This is a genomic window from Tetragenococcus halophilus, from assembly GCF_001712815.1.
GTDB classification, from domain to species: domain Bacteria; phylum Bacillota; class Bacilli; order Lactobacillales; family Enterococcaceae; genus Tetragenococcus; species Tetragenococcus halophilus.
In genome coordinates this window covers 2,033,169-2,050,727 of record NZ_CP012047.1, presented here as the reverse complement: position 1 = coordinate 2,050,727, position 17,559 = coordinate 2,033,169, and the positions used below count along the sequence as shown (strand labels likewise).

Sequence of the window (17,559 nt, the reverse complement as noted above, 5' to 3'; positions counted from 1 at the left end):
GGAGTGCTTTCTTATGTCTTTCACTTTACAACAAAATTCTCTTACATTCAATAAGCAAAAAGCCATCTTGATCGCCAATGACGGTGGCACCTTAACCAATGACGCGGGGCTCGTCTTACTTTCGGAGTTTCTAAATCAAATTCGTTTTGATTCCCTGTTAGCGCGATACGTTCATATTCCAGAGTATCGTGCCTTCGCCCAACATGAATGGCTGGATGTCGTAAAACAATGGCTATATCAATTGATCGCTGGTTATTCTCGAGACCGAGACGCCAATACCTTACAATATGATCGCCTTTTTAAGGAAGCATTGAAACAAGAACGCCTTAGTTCGCAATTTATGATGTCTACTTTGCTTCATACCTTGACAGAAGAAAATGTTAATCAACTATTACAAGTGGCGAAAAAACTTGGCGATTTAGGCATGGACCAGCAAAACAGCCAACAACTCGTGCTTGATCTGGATTCCACCTGTTGTCCCACTTACGGAAAGCAAGAAGCAGGGGAATATATTTACCACTATGGCCTCAATGGGTATCATCCATTTGTGGCATTTGAAGGTTTAACCGGATTGGCATTAGATGTTCGCCATCGTCATGGCAAATCTTATACCTCCACCCACGCCGAAGATTATCTCGTAGAAATGTTGGCGCATTACCAACAACGTTCGAGTGATCCCACAATGCTTGTACGCGGGGATAGTGGCTTTGCCAAACCGGAAATTTATAAACAATGTGAGTGTCGAGGCGCCCATTATGTGATTAAATTGAAAAATAACGTACGGTTGATTCATTATGCGCAACATCTTGTCCAATATACCAACGGTACGGACTACACAAAGTCCGAACATCAATATTTTAAGATGGCTTATCAAGCAGATTCTTGGGACCGATCTCGAACAGTAGCCATCAAGGCTACTCGAAAAGCCGAAACTTTACTTTTTTCCGAATTTCAATTTGTGGTGACCGATTTCGCTCATCTTTCGCCCCAAACCATTTTTCAGCTCTATCAAAAACGAGGGAATATGGAAAACTTCATTAAAGAAATGAAGACCGGATTTTTCGCTGATAAAACGGACAGTCCTTCCTTTTTAGCGAATAAGGTTCGCTTAGCCCTAAGTTTTATCGCCTATAATATCATCCACTTGATGAAACAGCTGACTTTTCCGCAAGAGAAAAAGACGACGGTGATTGACACGATCCGTTTTCAACTATTTCATATTGCTGGAAAAGTCACAGAACACGCGCGTCAAGTGCAAATTCACTTATCAAGTACGAATGTTTACAACACGCTTTTTTGGGAAGTCCTTACACGAATTCAGCGATTGAATCTCTAGTTTACTTTTCCCCTTTTCCTCTTGATAAAAAAGGCTTGGCTTTCATTCTCTAGGAAGAATTTTATCTTTTTTTAGCGTCGTTCGATCATCCCTTTCTATTCTTTATTCAAAAGCGGCGATAAAAAGGGAAAATAACATAAAAGTCACCTCGTTGAACAGTCGAATGCGTTATCCACAAATTTTTATAAATCATTCAGGACTGTATACCTTTTCATCAATATGTAATTTAAATTTTTCTCGTTTTGTTAATGAAGCGTATTTTAGTTCAGGAATTTGTAAAACTGTGATAATAAAGGAGATTTTAGATGAAGCGATTTGATAGTTTTGCAAAAATAGCAAGTTTGATTGTTGATCTTATGCTAGCGATATTAGTAATTGTTGTTTTAATTGCTATGGCAACAGCTATTTATGACATTTTTACTCATGTATTAACAATGAGTTCAATGAGCGAACTTTATTATGTTATTGAAGAAATCGCCACTTGGTTTATTCTTTTAGAAGTATTCTTAATGTTACTGCGCTATGTAAAAGAAGGTCATCATGTGCCAGTACGTTATCTTATTTTAATTGGTATTACAGCTGTTTCACGGAAGCTTTTGTTAGAGCACGGTGGAGGATTAGATGCTTTAATGTTAGCATTGGCGATCTTAATTTTAGTCCTTGATCTGTTTTTACTAGAAAAAGTGAATGCTTTTCATACACATAAATCTTCAGAAGAAGATCAAGATATTTTTTAAGTAAAAAAGATAACAATATGAGCTTGAACTAAAAAATCCCTTATCATTTTTGATAAGGGATTTTATCTTTAAAAAAAAGGGTAATATCCGTGGATGCCGTTTATTGTCCTGGAGTATTGATCCCGCAAAGTCTAAGCAGGTGGGTTCCATGGCCAAGGTCTTGAGCTACCAAATGATAAGGCGTGCTGCTGACATTGGCACCTAACGGATCCCAATATATCAATAAAAATGTTCGGTCAATACTAAAAATGGATAACTCGTACATCACAGAATTCCCAAGTCAATAGTAGCATAATCTTTCAAATGTGGCAATAGACAGACTCATCAACTAGATGTGTTTATTAGCATAGTTTTTAATTTTCAACGAAATAAACACATTATCTTAGGATTTTGATGAGATAAACAGCAATTAAGCACGTAATTTTGTTATTTTAATGAAACTATTTGCAATTAGTTGCATAGATTTATCATTTTTATGAGTTTAATGCAGAACAAATTACATTATTTTTTCCAATCACTTAGTTGTTTATAACGCATTGCCAATGCTTTTTCGTATTTTCCAGTAGTTTTAGGGGCGTAGTAAGTCGTGTTTTTTAGCTTATCTGGTAGATACTGTTGATCAACCCAGGCTTCTGGATAATCGTGAGGATAATGATAATCTACACCACGACTTAAATTTTTAGCTCCTTTATAATGACTATCGCGTAGATGAGTTGGCACGTCTCCAGACTTTCCACTTTGTACATCTGCAATTGCTTGGTCTAAAGCTGTATGAGCAGAATTTGATTTAGGTGATAAACATAAATCAACAACAGTTTCAGCTAGCGGAATACGTGCTTCAGGCAAACCAATTTTTTCAGCAGCAAGGACTGCTTCGACGCAACGAGCAGCAGCTTGGGGATTAGCTAGACCGATATCTTCATAACCAATAACCATTAAACGACGACAGATAATCGCTAAATCGCCTGCTTCTACTAATCTTGCTAAGTAATGCAAAGCAGCATCTACATCACTGCCACGAATGGATTTTTGAAAGGCTGAGATGACATCATAATGTGCATCGCCGCCTTTGTCATGGGTTAAGGCCTTTTTTTGAATACATTCTTCAATAATCGTTAGGGTAATGTGAATTTGACCATTATCATCAGCAGGCGTAGATTTTACAGCTAATTCGAGGCCGTTTAACACACTACGTAAATCACCGTTGGTTGCACGGCATAGATGTATTTTAGCATTTTCATCTAAAATCACAGGATAGTTTCCTAAACCACGTTCTTTGTCTGCTAAGGCAAACTCAAGCGCTTGGGCTAAATCTGTTTCGGTCAAAGGTAAAACTTCAAAAATCTGTGTTCGGCTTCTGATGGCTGGATTAATTGTAATATAGGGATTTTCTGTTGTAGCACCAATCATAATGATTCGTCCGCTTTCCAAATGAGGCAGTAAAAAATCCTGTTTGGTTTTATCTAAACGATGGACTTCATCCAATAGTAAAATGACCGTACCACTCATTTTTGCTTCTTCAGCAACAATTTGTAAGTCCTTTTTAGTGTCAGTTGCGGCATTAAGCATGCGAAAAGCATATTGTGTTGTACCAGCAATAGCACTAGCAATACTTGTTTTTCCAGTACCTGGAGGCCCGTATAAAATCATAGATGAAAGCATTTGGGCGTCAATCATTCGACGGATGATTTTACCTTTACCAACTAAATGTTGTTGACCGACAACTTCATTTAAATTTTGCGGCCGCATCCGATAACTTAGTGGCTGCTGCATGTTTATCCTTCTTTCTTTTCTCATTACTGCTATTATAACATATGAACATCTATTACTTAATTTAAATGAGTTCATCTCAATAAAATAAAAAGGATGGCGTGAACACTATGTTTTGTGTATCATGGCATTAGGTGATAGCAATGAAAGAGACAATAAAAATTTTTGAAACAGCCTCAACAGTCGATATTGCTCGTTTTTTAGTGGGGATGTATCTTGAACATGATACTCCAAAAGGAAAACTAGGGGGATATATTGTTGACTGTGAGGCATATTTAGGTCCTGATGACATGGCAGCTCATAGTTACGGGATGAGAAAAACGCCTAGACTAAAAGCGATGTATCAAAAACCTGGCACGATTTATTTATATACTATGCATACACATTTGATTTTAAATATGGTGACACAAGCTGAAGGCATGCCACAAGGGGTGATGATCCGAGCAATTGAACCTGTAGAAGGAAAAGAACAGATGGAAAAAAGACGAGCTAAAATAGGGCGCGAGGTCTCCAATGGGCCAGGAAAATTAGTGGAAGCTTTAGGGATACCTAAAAATCTTTATGGCCAATCTATTTTCTCTAGTGATTTACATTTAGTGCCCGAAAAGCGAAAAACGCCTAAAAAAATAGCAGAGCTTCCGCGTGTAGGGATACCAAATAAGGGAGAATGGACAGATATGCCTTTGCGGTTTGTCGCCAGTGGCAATCCATATATAACAAAAATTCGACGCCAACAAATTGATTCTGACAGTGGTTGGCAAGAAGAAAACGATAATGACTAGTGATTGGAGGTTTGTCACAGATGAAATGGAATGAAGTAAGCGTTGAAACTGCTAGTGAAGCTGTTGAAGCTGTTGCAAATATTTTAATGGAAGCAGGGGCCAGTGGCGTAGCTATTGAAGATAGTAAGGACCTAGAAAATTTTCAGGAAGACAGCTTTGGCGAAGTGATTGACGTTGAAATGATTAGCTCTTTAAATGAAGGAGCTTATGTTAAAGCTTATTTTCCAGAAACGATCTTTGTCCCAGAAATTTTACCTGCTATTAAGGAAAGAATTGCAGAGTTACCAGATTTTGGGCTTTCGGTTGGCAAAAATGAAGTAGAGGTAACAGAAGTTGAAGAAAAAAATTGGGCTACAGCTTGGAAAAAGTATTATCATCCCGTTCGGATTTCGCGTTTTTTGACCATTAAACCTAGTTGGGAAGACTATCAAACGATAGATCCAAACGAGCAAGTGATCGATTTAGATCCAGGAATGGCTTTTGGCACAGGGACTCATCCTACGACCCGTTTAACCTTACAAGCTTTAGAGACGGTTTTGCGTGGTAATGAAACGGTTCTTGATGTAGGTGCAGGTTCTGGTGTATTAAGTATTGCAGCCAGTTTTTTTGGCGCAAAAGAAGTTGTAGCTTATGATCTAGACGATGTGGCCGTTAAAGCAGCCAAAGAAAATATTGCGCTTAATCCATCGGCAAAAAACATTCAAGTAAAGGCTAATAATTTGTTAGTCGATGTAGAGAAAAAAGCTGATGTTATTGTCGCTAACATCCTGGCCGATATTATTATTGAAATGTTACCTGATGCTTGGCGCTTATTAAAAAAAGATGGCACACTGATTGTGTCAGGGATTATCGAGGCAAAAAAACAAAGTGTGCTGGAGGCAATGCAGGTACAAGGATTTGTTTTAGACCAAACTTTTCAGCAAAAAGATTGGTATGCTTTAACATTTAAAAAAGTGGAGGAGTAACGACCATGCAACGCTACTTTACAAATGAAAAGTACGAAAAAAAAGACACTTATTCATTAAGCGGAGAACCTTATCATCATATAACCCACGTAATGCGAATGCGAGAAGGAGATCAAATCGACTTAGTTTTTTCTGATCAAGTAACCATACATGCCAAAATCACATCGATAAATGATCAAAAAGTGTTTGTTGAAGAAGTGGCTAAAGAAAGTCAGGAAAAGGAATTACCACTTGCGATCACGATTGCTTGTGGTTATCCTAAAGGAGATAAGTTCGACTGGCTGGTACAAAAGGCTACTGAATTAGGCGCTGCAGCATTTATAGGTTTTCCTGCTAAAACCTCCGTTGTAAAATGGGACCCAAAAAAATTAAGCAAAAAACAGCAGCGATTAGAAAAAATTACGCAAGAAGCAGCTGAGCAATCTCAACGTAGTTATTTGCCGGATGTCAGTCTTTTGGCTAATGAAGGAGATTTGTTTCCTCTTTTTTCGGATTACGATTATGTTTTGGTTGCTTATGAAGAGTCCGCTAAGCAAGGTGAGACGGCTACATTGGCCAAGTTATTGCAGAATGTGTCTGTGAATGCTCAAATATTAGCGGTTTTCGGACCAGAAGGTGGTTTCACGTCAGAAGAAATTGCTATGTTTGAACAAAATCAGGCACTCTTTTGCGGTTTAGGACCTAGGATATTACGTGCAGAAACAGCACCTTTATACTTATTAAGTGCTATTAGCTATCATTGGGAACTTTTGTATAGATAAAAAACTAAAGATGCCGCCAATAATTTATAGATTGGAGGGACATCAAGAAAAGTGCCACCAATATTTTCACTGACTAGACTACATTGTTTGATATCTCGCCGATGGTATTAGAGTGAATATTTGAAAAAAGGCAAGTATTTATTGTATAATATACTTGTTAGATAGCAGCAATAAGCGCTTTTGTAAAAGAGCGTTTATTTACTTTTCTTCTTTTGTATATAAATAAGCAAAGTGTCTGGGTTAAAGACCCAGACCTTTTTAACAAGGAGGGTCAATATGGCAAAAGATAGTGTGATATCAGGAGCTAGTGTGATCAAATTAGTTTCCTATTATATGAGTGACGAACATACTGCTTTTGTAAAAAAAGCCTATGAATATGCAGTAGATGCACATAAAGATCAATATCGTAAATCAGGAGAACCTTACATCATTCACCCTATTCAAGTAGCAGGTATCTTAGCTGAGTTACATATGGACCCACATACGATTGCAGTTGGGTTTTTACATGATGTTGTCGAAGATACTGATGTGACTTTAGATGATTTGAAAAACGAATTTGGTCATGACGTAGCGATGATTGTTGATGGTGTGACTAAACTGGGAAAAATTAAATACAAATCGCATGAAGAACAGTTGGCAGAAAACTATCGAAAAATGCTTTTAGCTATGGCGCAAGATCTGCGTGTTATTATGGTGAAATTAGCTGACCGACTTCATAATATGCGTACGTTAAAACATCTTAGAGATGATAAACAAAGAAGAATTGCTAGAGAAACCCTTGAAATTTATGCTCCTTTAGCTGACCGTTTAGGGATTAGTCGCATAAAATGGGAATTAGAAGACTTATCCCTGCGCTATTTAAATCCTAAACAATATTATCGCATTGTTCATTTGATGCAATCTAAACGAGACGAACGAGAAAAATATGTGAAACAGGCAGTAGAAGAAATTCGCATTGCTACTGAAGACTTAGACATTTATGCTGAAATATATGGTCGTCCTAAACATATTTATTCTGTTTATCGGAAAATGGTTGATAAAAAGAAACAGTTTGATGAAATTTATGATCTATTAGCGATTCGAGTGATCGTTGATTCGATCAAAGATTGTTATGCTGTGTTAGGGGCTATTCATACAAAATGGAAACCAATGCCTGGTCGGTTTAAAGATTATATTGCTATGCCTAAAGCCAATATGTATCAATCGATTCATACTACAGTTATCGGCCCTAACGGTAACCCAGTTGAAATTCAAATACGAACACACCAGATGCATGAAATTGCTGAATTTGGTGTAGCTGCTCATTGGGCGTATAAAGAAGGACATACAGAAGAAATTCAGCCGGATGAAATGACAAACCAAGTCGGCTGGTTTAAAGAATTATTAGAATTACAAGATGAAAGTTTTGACGCTTCTGATTTTATGGAAGGTGTCAAAGGAGATATTTTCAGTGATAAGGTGTACGTATTTACGCCTAAAGGAGATGTTTCTGAACTACCGAAAGGTTCGGGTCCTTTAGATTTTGCTTATCATATTCATACAGATATTGGTAATAAAACTGTAGGAGCAAAAATTAATGGAAAAATGGTGCAGCTTGATTATAATTTAAAAAATGGTGATATTGTAGAAATATTAACGTCTCCTAATTCTTTTGGTCCCAGTCGGGATTGGTTAAAATTTGTTGCTACGAGTAAAGCTAAGAATAAAATTAAGCGTTTCTTTAAAGCCCAAGACCGTGACGAGAATATTGAAAAAGGGCACAGTCTATTGGTCAAAACATTACAAGAAATGAACTTTTCAGCCAAAGAGGTTCTTTCAAAAAGCAAAATCCAAGAAGCTTTAGAAAGATATAATTATCACTCAGAAGATGATTTATACGCAGCAGTTGGTTTTGGTGAAATGAGTCCGACTACTCTAGCAAATCGTTTAACCGAAGAGGAGCGGCGTCAACAACAAGCAGCAGAAGAAAAACAACGTGTACAAGATATGGTCAATAATGGTCCTAAAAAAGAAACGGAAAAAATGAAGATTCGCCATGACGGCGGTGTAGTCATTCAAGGCGTAGAAAACTTGTTGATCCGTATCAGCCATTGTTGTAATCCAGTGCCAGGTGATGACATCGTTGGTTATATTACAAAAGGACGTGGCGTTTCTATTCATAGAAAAGATTGTCCTAATGTACAAAATTCATCGCAAATGCAAGACCGCTTAATCGAAGTGGAGTGGGAAGATACAAGTAATACCAGTAAAGAATATGATGCTGAAATCGAAGTTTACGGTTACGATCGTTCGGCATTATTAAATGATATTTTACAAGCGGTAAGTTCACAAAATCATCGAATTATTAATGTAGAAGCACATTCTAATAAGGAAAAAGCAGCAACGATTCGGATTACTGTTTCGATTAAAAATCTTTCACATTTACAATCAATTGTAGATAAAATTAAACAAGTTCCTGATATATATAGTGTCCATCGTTTGAAAGGATAGAGGTATGCGAGCAGTTGTTCAAAGAGTAAAAAGTGCGCATGTTACGATTAATGATAAAATCGTAGGTGAAATCGATCAAGGCTTTATGATCCTTTTGGGAATTCATGAAGAAGATAGCCAGGATGATGTGGAATATCTGGTAAAAAAAATAGCAAAATTGCGCGTTTTTGAAGACGAAAATGGAAAATTAAATTTAAGTATTGATGCAGTCGGCGGTAGTATTTTAAGTGTTTCGCAGTTTACTTTGTATGCAGATACGAAAAAGGGGAATCGTCCTAGCTTTATTAAAGCTGCGCGGCCGGAAATAGCGGTTCCTTTATATGAAACTTTCAATGACGGCTTAAGCCAACAAGGGATTCCTGTAGTAACGGGTGAGTTTGGCGCAGACATGCAAATTTCTTTAGTAAATGATGGTCCAGTTACTATTATTTATGACACTAGGGAAAAGACATAAGTGGGGTTTAAAATAAAAACTAGTGTTGCTAGCACGAAACTGTCTTTCTTGTTTTATCAACACTAGTTTTTTTATGCTACGAATAAAACATGTATTTTTTTCGTAAAATCATTTGTAAGCGCTTTATAATTATGAGATAATAAAATGGCAGGGGGGATTTCCCTTTAGATAAACGTATCTATAAATATTGTTTTTATTTACAATGAAAGGAGTTTCGATGATTTATGGCAACTATTGGAAGGTTTAATCGCAGTGAAGTTAAGAAAGAAAATCAGTTATTTTCGCGTTTTAAAACCTTAGTTGAGACAGCTTTTTATGGAAATAATGTGACAAGTGTCACAAATTTGCAAAAAGCTTATCATTTAGCTACGCAAGCTTCGGGGACGGTCGTTACAGATTTGCCAGTAAAGCATACTAGTGATTTAGGTTTACCTGAAGAGACTAAGATGCTTATTTTTAATGATGGAAAAATTGTGGGAAGAACAGCAGCGGCGCGTGTAGTTATCGGTCACCCGGGGGTTGACTCTGATTATTATCAAGGAATATTAAGAGAGGCACTATATCAATCAAGGGAACAAAACTTTTATACCGCTGATGTTGTTGTCGGTCTTGATGAAAAGTTCATGGTTAAAAGTCATCTGATGCTGCCAGAAGGATTTGAAAATAATCTCTATTCTTATTTATTGAATTTCCAAATAGCAAATAAGCAGTGGCAAGAACGTTATGAAAACTCTGTTTCTTATGAAGAAAATGACATCTATCTTTTTGCCAATCCTAACTGGCACCATCCAGATTTTCCTTTTGGCCTGGCTTTATTTGACCCTGAGCATAATGTGGCCGCTGTCTTAGGTTTACGTTATTTTGGTGAATTAAAAAAAGGCACACTGACGCTTGCTTGGGCAACTGCTCACCGGAATAACTACGTAGCTTGTCATGGGGGAATTAAACAGTACCAACTACCCGAAGGTAACAAATATACAATGGCTGCCTTTGGTCTTTCTGGTTCAGGAAAGTCAACGATCACTTTAACCCAACATGGCGGAAAATATAAAGTTGATGTTTTGCATGATGATGCTTTTATTATTGATAGAGATACAGGATCAACGATTGCATTAGAGCCTGCGTATTTTGATAAAGTGCAGGATTATCCATTAACTCATAATACAGTTGATTACTACTTAACTATGCAAAATGTCGGGGCGACAAAAGATAAAGAAGGTAAAACTGTTCCTGTTTTACAAGATATTAGAAATGGTAATGGTCGAACAGTTAAATCACGTTATGTCACAAAAAATCGAGTAGATGCTTTAGATGAAAAATTAGATGCTGTTTTTTGGATTATGAAAGATGATAGCTTACCTCCTGTAGTAAAAGTGGAAGACCCTATTTTAGCTGCAGTTTTTGGTTTAACACTTGCAACAAAACGGTCAACAGCAGAAAATGTTGTAGGCGATGTCGATTTAAATCAGCTAGTTATTGAGCCTTATGCCGATCCGTTTCGTGCTTATCCTTTAGCAGAGGATTATCGTAATTTCCGTGATTTATTTAATAAAAATAAAACTGCCTGCTATATTTTAAATACAGATGCTTTCCATGGTAAGGATATCACTCCACAAGTCACTTTATCCAGTATTGAAAAAATTATTACGGGTGAAGCGATTTTTGAACAATTCGGCCCAATTAAGGAAATGTCTTACTTGCCAATTGAAGGATACGAACTGGATCTTAATGACAAAAAGTATATGAAAGATATTCATGCGCGTTTACAAAGTCGATTAGATTTTATTTTAAAAGAAAATAATACAAACGAAGGTTATGATGCTTTACCTGAAGAAACAGCAGAAATGATGCGTCATGTAATAAGTGAATTATAACTAAAGTATTAGTAAACTGATAATTAACTTTAACGGTTAATTATCAGTTTTTTTGTGACTAAAAAAGCGTTTGTATATTGCCACTTAATATTTATCTGAATAAATAAACTCACACTTTACAAAAAAGTGGAGAAATGTTAAGGTATACTTAATCTGAAAAACGAAGGGAGGCAAGTTGGGGTTGCAAATGGATATAGGTAAGCGAATTTATGAATTGCGTACAAATCAGAAAATGAGCGCAAAAGATCTTGCGAAGAAGGTGGGGGTCTCTGCCGCGTTTATTTCAGCGTTAGAGCATCATACAACGAGTGCTTCAATTACAACATTGGAAAATTTGTGCAATGGATTAGATGTTTCATTAAGTGAATTTTTTCAAGAGGAGGAAGCGCCATTGGATGTAGAGCTACTTCATAAATTTGCAAATATGAATACTGAACAAAAGACAGCCATTTTAAATTTAATTGAAGTTTTTTGCCCAATAAATTCTGAGGATGTAACTAAAGAAATTAAGGGGGCTAATGAATGAAAGAAGACTATCAGATATCAATTGAGGAAACAATAGAAAAATTTGATACGGATCGAAAAGAAGGGCTCACACAGGAAACTGTCGATAAACGTTTAGAAGAAAATGGACGTAATGAGATCCAAGAAGGAAAGAAAACTTCTCCCTGGAAATTATTATGGAATAATATAAATGACTTAATTGTGTATTTATTATTAGCAGCTGCAGTCATTTCTTTTCTTATGGACGATTTAGCAGAAACTATTGCGATATTACTTGCTTTGTTACTTGCGGTACTCACTGGTTTTTTCACCGAATTACAAGCACAAAAATCAGTTGAATCCTTGCAAAGCATGATTTATACCACCATTACGGTTATTCGAGATGGAAAGACGCAAACAATCGATGCAGGAAATATTGTCCCTGGAGATGTGCTCTTATTAAGAGAAGGTGATGCTATTGCTGCGGATGGTCGCATTATTTCTAGCAATAACTTTGCCTGTATTGAATCAGCATTGACGGGAGAATCAGAAGCGGTTGAAAAAAGCGCAGATGATATTTCTGAAGAAGAAGTACCATTAGGCGATCAACAAAATATGGTTTTTTCCGGTACAGCTGTGACCCGTGGATATGCTTATGTTATTGTGACTGAAACTGGTATGGAAACTGAAGTTGGTAAAATTAGTGGGATGTTGGATGAAACAAGCGATGAAAAAACACCACTAGATATAGAATTAGATAAATTAAGTAAGGCTATTATTGTTGCGGCTTTTATTGCTGGAGTTGCAGTACTGGTTGCAGGACTTATTACTGATAAGCCGTTTGTTGAAATGATCCATATCGCTATTATTTTAGCTGTTGCTGCAATACCAGAAGCAATGCCAGCAGTAGAAACAATTACTTTATCAAAAGGCATGAACACTATGGCCCAACGCAAAGCTTTAGTGAAGTCACTGCCGGCAGTAGAAACGCTAGGAGCAACTAGTGTAATTGCTAGTGATAAGACGGGAACATTAACAGAAAACCAAATGATGGCTTCTGAACTAGTACTGGGTGAAAAAACACACTATGAAGTTACAGGGGAAGGTTACGACCCACATGGTTCTGTCAAAAAAGATGGAGAAGAAATTGTTCCAGAAAATAATCAAGATTTGATGCAATTTATTCAATCTGGGGTCTTATGTAATACTGCTCATATAGACCAAAATGAAGATGGACAATATGAAGTTGTGGGTGATCCTACAGATGGCGCTTTAGTGACGCTAGGTAAAAAAGTAGGGTTAGAGCGTGAAGAGCTTGAAAACAAGGGCTTCGAAAAAATAGCTGAAGTTCCATTTTCTTCTGAAAATAAATATATGATTGTGGTTTATGAAAAAGATGGCAAACGTCAGTTAATTATTAAGGGATCTTTTGATGTCATTTTAGGTTTAGCTGATCAGACACAAGAAACCAAAGATAATTTGCAACAACAAAATGAAATGTTTGCTGCAAAAGGTCAACGCGTTATTGCAATTGCAAGTATCGAAAATTACGATGGCGGATTGACTGAAGAGGAAATGAAAAGTTCTTTGGATAGTTTAAAAATTCAAGGATTAGTAGGTATTATTGATCCACCACGACCAGATGCATATGAATCTGTTGAAAGTGCACAAAATGCTGGTATTAAGGTGAAAATGATTACTGGAGATCATCCTAAAACAGCTTCTATTATTGCTAAAGATATTGGTATAGCTGATTATGAAAAGATTACGACCGGTAAAGAAATCGATGCACAAGTAGATAATGAAAATTTTGCTGAAGTGGTGGATGAAACGGCAGTCTTTGCTCGTGTTTCGCCAGAAAATAAAATGCAAATTGTATCAGCGCTTAAAAAAGAAAGTGAAGTTGTTTCAATGACCGGTGACGGTGTAAACGATGCGCCTGCTTTAAATGATGCTAACATCGGTGTTGCTATGGGGATTAGAGGTACTGAAGTTGCTAAAGAAGCTTCGGACATGATACTAACAGATGATCGTTTTGGTACAATCGTGGATGCAGTTAAAGAAGGAAGGATTATTTTTGATAATATTAAAAAATACGTTTCTTTCTTATTTGCTTGTAACATGGTGGAAATTATCGCGATCTTCGTAAGTGTAGTCTTTTTACTGCCGATGCCGATTGCACCGTTACACATTTTATTTTTAAATTTGATTATTGATATCGCTCCTGCAATGTCATTATCTTTTGAACCGGCTGAGGATAATGTCATGGCAAGAGGACCACGTTCCAAAAAAGATAGTTTGGTCAATCGCCACTTTTTAACACGTATTGTTTTTAGTGGAGTAATTATTGGTTTATCAGCTTTTGCCCTATTTTGGATATTATTAAATGGTAATCAATCAAGTGAATATCTACAGACCGCTGTATTTACTTTTATGGCAGTTGCACAATTAATGCATATTTTTAACGTTAGAAAGACAAATTCTTTCGGGATTGACCGTAGCTTTTTCCAAAATAAAGCTCTATTAGGTTCAATCGCACTATCTATTGCTTTACAATTAGTTGCAGTGTACGCGCCATTTATGAATGATCTTTTAGGTACTGAACCTTTAAGACTTGTTACTTGGTTAGGAATTCTCGGTGCAGCTATCATTTCTACAGTTATTGTAGGATTGTTTAATAAAATAAAATACCATCATTGATTTAAAAACTTATTTGATTCTATAAGATAATATATAATAAATTCCTCCTCGTTATTTAGCACCAAAATTTGGTATAATGATTTTGACGTTAAATAAAATGCTTACAAAAAGTAGCTTAGAGGGGGGAGTTTTTTGTGGAAGAAATAATGAATCTGCAAAACGAGTCAGATATTCGTGGTATTGCTATGGATACCCAAGAATATCAAGCAAATTTGACAGTTTCAGCGGTACGAAAGATTGCTGCAGGTATCGTAAATTGGTTAAACAAAATGGGAAAAAAAGATGAAATAACAGTAGGGGTAGGTAGAGATAGCCGCTTAAGTGGTCCTGAATTGGAAGAAGCGCTTATAGAAGAACTGATTCATAGCGGCGTAAATGTTTATGATTTTGGACTTGCAACAACACCAGCTTTATTTATGAGTACGCAATTTTCACAATTTTCGTGTGATGCAGGCGTTATGTTGACTGCTAGCCACTTACCTTATTATTACAACGGCATAAAAGTTTTCAGCCAAAAAGGCGGCGCAGAAAAAGAAGATATTACTTATATTTTGTCTCATACAGAAAAAAGACAAGGAATAACTGCTGGTAAGCTGACAGAAGCTGACCTGCTTACTGTTTATGCTGCTGATTTGGTTGAAAAAATACGTACTGCCAGCTATAAAGATACTGAAAAACCATTGACTGGCTTTAAAATTGTTGTTGACGCTGGTAACGGCGCAGGCGGGTTTTTTACAGAGAAAGTTCTACAAGTTCTAGGCGCAGATACCTCAGGCTCACAATTTTTAACACCTGACGGCAATTTCCCCAACCACATCCCTAATCCAGATAATAAAGCAGCGATGCGAAGTATTCAAGACGCTGTTTTAACAAATCATGCGGATTTGGGAGTGATTTTTGATACTGATGTGGATCGTTCGGCAGTGGTAACAAAATCAGGTGATGTATTGAATCGTAATAATCTTATCGCAGTATTAAGCCGTATTGCGCTAAGCGAACATCCGGGGACAAGTATCGTTACAAATTCACCGACTTCTGATCATTTAAAGGACTTTATTGAATCTTTAGGTGGTAAGCAAGTTCGTTATATTTCTGGTTACCGTAATGTAATCAATAAAGCACTAGAGCTTAATCGCGCAGGTATTGATACACAATTAGCGATTGAAACCAGTGGACATGCGGCTTTTAAAGAAAATTATTTCTTAGATGATGGAGCTTATGTCATTGCTAAGATTTTAATGTTGTTGCCAAAATTACAAGAAGAAGGAAAATCTTTAGAGTCATTGATTGCTGATTTGAAACAGCCGCTTGAAACGCAAGAAGTTCGTTTTAAATTAGAATCGGAAAATTATCGTGCATTAGGTGAAAAAGTCATTGAACAAATTGCCGATATTCGAGTTTCTGGATGGCAAATCGATCCTGAAAATGATGAGGGGATTCGTTTTCGCTTGTCTCAGCCGTATGGACAAGGTTGGTTTTTACTACGTATGAGTCTACACGAACCTTTATTGGTATTACAAATTGAAAATGATGAAAAAGGATATATCGTGCCTGTACTAAAGAAGATGCGAGAATTTTTAAATAACTATCCAGAGGTAAACCAAGAAAAGTTAACGCCATTAGTATCAAATGTGTAATCCTTAAAAGATAAAATGATTCCCAGCAAAGTGACGAACAGTTTTTGCTGGGAATTTTTTATTACAATAAGACTAGAAATAGTATAGAACTTTGTTTGAAAATAAAAAGAAAAATCTATATAATGGACAGCGATTAAAGAATGGAGGGAAATGAATGGAAATTTTCCGGAAAAGGCCAATTGAAAAGGATTCATTCAATACATTAAAAAGAGAATTAAAATTAAAAGATTTAATTATGTTAGGAATCGGCGCTATTATTGGTACAGGGATTTTCGTTGTCACCGGGCAGGCTTCAGCAGATTATGCCGGCCCAGCATCGATGATTTCTTTTATTATTGCAGCTTTAGTGGTTATTTTAAACGGGATTTGTTTTGCGGAATTTGCTTCACGCGTGCCTGTTTCTGGCGGGCCTTATAGCTATATGTATGTGGTCTTTGGCGAATTGACGGCTTGGATCGCTGGTTGGCTATTGATTTGTGAGTATATGTTAGCTGTTTCCTCGGTGGCTTCAGGTTGGTCCGGCTATTTCCAGGGTTTCTTAAGTAATTGGGGAATTCAATTACCTCAAGCATTAACTGCCGGTTATAATCCAGAAGAAGGTACATATATTGATTTGATTGCAGCTTTAGTAATGATTTTAATTACACTATGGGTTACCCAAGAAGCTAAAAAAGCATTGCGCTTAAATAATGCGATGGTCTGGGTGAAATTTGGTATCATTATTTTGTTTGTTGCTGTGGGCGTATTTTTTGTACAGCCTGAAAATTGGCAGCCTTATATGCCTTATGGCACGCAAGGTATTTTTAGTGGCGCTGCTTTAGTATTTTTTGCCTTCTTAGGTTTTGATTCTGTTTCAATGGCAGCTGAAGAAGTTGAAAATCCACAAAAAGACGTACCGCGAGGGATCATTGGTTCTATTATCATTGCGACCATTTTATATGTAGTTGTTACCTTAGTTTTGACAGGAATGGTGCCTTTTTCTCAATTAGGCGTTCAAGATCCAGTGGCTTTTGCCATGCGTTATATCGATCAAGGTTTTATCGGCTCTGTCATTTCGGTTGGGACGATTTTGACATTATTAACTGTTACAATATCTATGCTTTACTCTCTGGCGAGGCTTATTTATTCTATTAGTAAAGATGGCTTATTACCAAAATACTTGCAACAAATAGATGAGAAACGACGTACACCAAAAAATGCAACATTTGTTGCAGGAGCTATAGGATTATTCTTTGCAGCTGCTTTTCCTTTAAATATTTTAGCAGAATTAACAAATATTACGGCGCTTGCTTGTTTAGCTCTTATGGCGTTAGGCGTGATTCGCTTACGGAAAATGTTAGGAAAACCTAGTAAAGATGAATTCAAAGTTCCCCTGGTGCCGTTACTACCAATCATTTCAGTGCTTTCTTGCATATTTTTAATGCTACAATTAGATAAGCTTACTTGGACAGTTTTTATTATAACGCTTGTTTTAGGATTAGCAATTTATTTTGGTTATGGTTATCAACATAGTGATCTAAATGAAAAAAAGAGCTGATGTAAAATACTCCCTGAAAGAATTAATCTTCCA

13 protein-coding genes and 1 other RNA gene are annotated in these 17,559 nt (G+C 36.6%); 12 read left to right on the top strand and 2 right to left on the bottom strand.

Annotation, left to right across the window (positions count from 1 at the left end):
* Positions 1–13 precede the first annotated feature (13 nt).
* Complete coding sequence (locus AC806_RS09765) at positions 14–1,336, top strand: IS1380 family transposase (protein ID WP_069029240.1); 1,323 nt, start codon at positions 14–16, stop codon at positions 1,334–1,336.
* Positions 1,337–1,641: 305 nt separating this feature from the next.
* Positions 1,642–2,073 (top strand): phosphate-starvation-inducible protein PsiE, encoded by a 432-nt coding sequence (locus tag AC806_RS09760; RefSeq protein ID WP_061840723.1) that lies wholly within the window; start codon positions 1,642–1,644, stop codon positions 2,071–2,073.
* Positions 2,074–2,153: 80 nt separating this feature from the next.
* On the opposite strand, the gene ssrS is transcribed toward AC806_RS09760, so the two are convergent.
* Together ssrS and AC806_RS09750 are read right to left on the bottom strand one after the other, a co-directional pair.
* Positions 2,154–2,349, bottom strand: a non-coding RNA gene (gene ssrS / locus AC806_RS09755) — 6S RNA.
* Positions 2,350–2,574: 225 nt separating this feature from the next.
* Positions 2,575–3,846: a replication-associated recombination protein A gene (locus AC806_RS09750; RefSeq protein ID WP_061840722.1), complete on the bottom strand. Its 1,272-nt coding sequence runs from the start codon at positions 3,844–3,846 to the stop codon at positions 2,575–2,577.
* Positions 3,847–3,986: 140 nt separating this feature from the next.
* On the opposite strand from AC806_RS09750, the gene AC806_RS09745 reads away from it, so the two are divergent.
* The 10 genes from AC806_RS09745 to AC806_RS09700 all read left to right on the top strand — a co-directional run bounded on the left by AC806_RS09745 (position 3,987) and on the right by AC806_RS09700 (position 17,526).
* Positions 3,987–4,625, top strand: coding sequence for a DNA-3-methyladenine glycosylase (locus AC806_RS09745; protein ID WP_014125521.1), 639 nt, complete (start codon positions 3,987–3,989; stop codon positions 4,623–4,625).
* Positions 4,626–4,645: 20 nt separating this feature from the next.
* Entirely contained in the window at positions 4,646–5,590 is a 945-nt protein-coding gene (gene prmA, locus AC806_RS09740; RefSeq protein WP_014125520.1) for a 50S ribosomal protein L11 methyltransferase, read from the top strand.
* Positions 5,591–5,595: 5 nt separating this feature from the next.
* Positions 5,596–6,351: a 16S rRNA (uracil(1498)-N(3))-methyltransferase gene (locus AC806_RS09735; RefSeq protein ID WP_014125519.1), complete on the top strand. Its 756-nt coding sequence runs from the start codon at positions 5,596–5,598 to the stop codon at positions 6,349–6,351.
* A gap of 276 nt (positions 6,352–6,627) precedes the next feature.
* Positions 6,628–8,841 (top strand): RelA/SpoT family protein, encoded by a 2,214-nt coding sequence (locus AC806_RS09730; protein ID WP_061840720.1) that lies wholly within the window; start codon positions 6,628–6,630, stop codon positions 8,839–8,841.
* Positions 8,842–8,845: 4 nt separating this feature from the next.
* Positions 8,846–9,295, top strand: a complete 450-nt coding sequence (dtd, locus tag AC806_RS09725; RefSeq protein ID WP_061840719.1) for a D-aminoacyl-tRNA deacylase — start codon at positions 8,846–8,848, stop codon at positions 9,293–9,295.
* Between the two features lie 224 nt (positions 9,296–9,519).
* Entirely contained in the window at positions 9,520–11,169 is a 1,650-nt protein-coding gene (locus tag AC806_RS09720; RefSeq protein ID WP_061840718.1) for a phosphoenolpyruvate carboxykinase (ATP), read from the top strand.
* A 187-nt stretch (positions 11,170–11,356) separates the two neighbouring features.
* Positions 11,357–11,695: a helix-turn-helix domain-containing protein gene (locus AC806_RS09715; protein WP_069029404.1), complete on the top strand. Its 339-nt coding sequence runs from the start codon at positions 11,357–11,359 to the stop codon at positions 11,693–11,695.
* Positions 11,692–14,352 (top strand): cation-translocating P-type ATPase, encoded by a 2,661-nt coding sequence (locus AC806_RS09710; protein WP_069029239.1) that lies wholly within the window; start codon positions 11,692–11,694, stop codon positions 14,350–14,352. The genes AC806_RS09715 and AC806_RS09710 overlap by 4 nt, the downstream gene beginning before the upstream one ends.
* A 146-nt stretch (positions 14,353–14,498) precedes the next feature.
* The gene (locus AC806_RS09705; RefSeq protein ID WP_061840751.1) at positions 14,499–15,989 is read left to right on the top strand and encodes a phosphohexomutase domain-containing protein; all 1,491 of its coding nucleotides are present in this window, start codon (positions 14,499–14,501) and stop codon (positions 15,987–15,989) included.
* 154 nt (positions 15,990–16,143) lie between these two features.
* On the top strand, positions 16,144–17,526 hold the full coding sequence (locus AC806_RS09700) for an APC family permease (RefSeq protein ID WP_061840715.1): 1,383 nt from the start codon (positions 16,144–16,146) through the stop codon (positions 17,524–17,526).
* The last annotated feature ends 33 nt before the right edge of the window (positions 17,527–17,559 follow it).

Bases quoted from the DNA above. Each gene is read 5' to 3' on its own strand.
- AC806_RS09765 (WP_069029240.1), top strand. From the start codon at position 14: ATGTCTTTCACTTTACAACAAAATTCTCTTACATTCAATAAGCAAAAA.
- AC806_RS09760 (WP_061840723.1), top strand. From the start codon at position 1,642: ATGAAGCGATTTGATAGTTTTGCAAAAATAGCAAGTTTGATTGTTGAT.
- AC806_RS09750 (WP_061840722.1), bottom strand. From the start codon at position 3,846: ATGCAGCAGCCACTAAGTTATCGGATGCGGCCGCAAAATTTAAATGAA.
- AC806_RS09745 (WP_014125521.1), top strand. From the start codon at position 3,987: ATGAAAGAGACAATAAAAATTTTTGAAACAGCCTCAACAGTCGATATT.
- prmA (WP_014125520.1), top strand. From the start codon at position 4,646: ATGAAATGGAATGAAGTAAGCGTTGAAACTGCTAGTGAAGCTGTTGAA.
- AC806_RS09735 (WP_014125519.1), top strand. From the start codon at position 5,596: ATGCAACGCTACTTTACAAATGAAAAGTACGAAAAAAAAGACACTTAT.
- AC806_RS09730 (WP_061840720.1), top strand. From the start codon at position 6,628: ATGGCAAAAGATAGTGTGATATCAGGAGCTAGTGTGATCAAATTAGTT.
- dtd (WP_061840719.1), top strand. From the start codon at position 8,846: ATGCGAGCAGTTGTTCAAAGAGTAAAAAGTGCGCATGTTACGATTAAT.
- AC806_RS09720 (WP_061840718.1), top strand. From the start codon at position 9,520: ATGGCAACTATTGGAAGGTTTAATCGCAGTGAAGTTAAGAAAGAAAAT.
- AC806_RS09715 (WP_069029404.1), top strand. From the start codon at position 11,357: ATGGATATAGGTAAGCGAATTTATGAATTGCGTACAAATCAGAAAATG.
- AC806_RS09710 (WP_069029239.1), top strand. From the start codon at position 11,692: ATGAAAGAAGACTATCAGATATCAATTGAGGAAACAATAGAAAAATTT.
- AC806_RS09705 (WP_061840751.1), top strand. From the start codon at position 14,499: ATGAATCTGCAAAACGAGTCAGATATTCGTGGTATTGCTATGGATACC.
- AC806_RS09700 (WP_061840715.1), top strand. From the start codon at position 16,144: ATGGAAATTTTCCGGAAAAGGCCAATTGAAAAGGATTCATTCAATACA.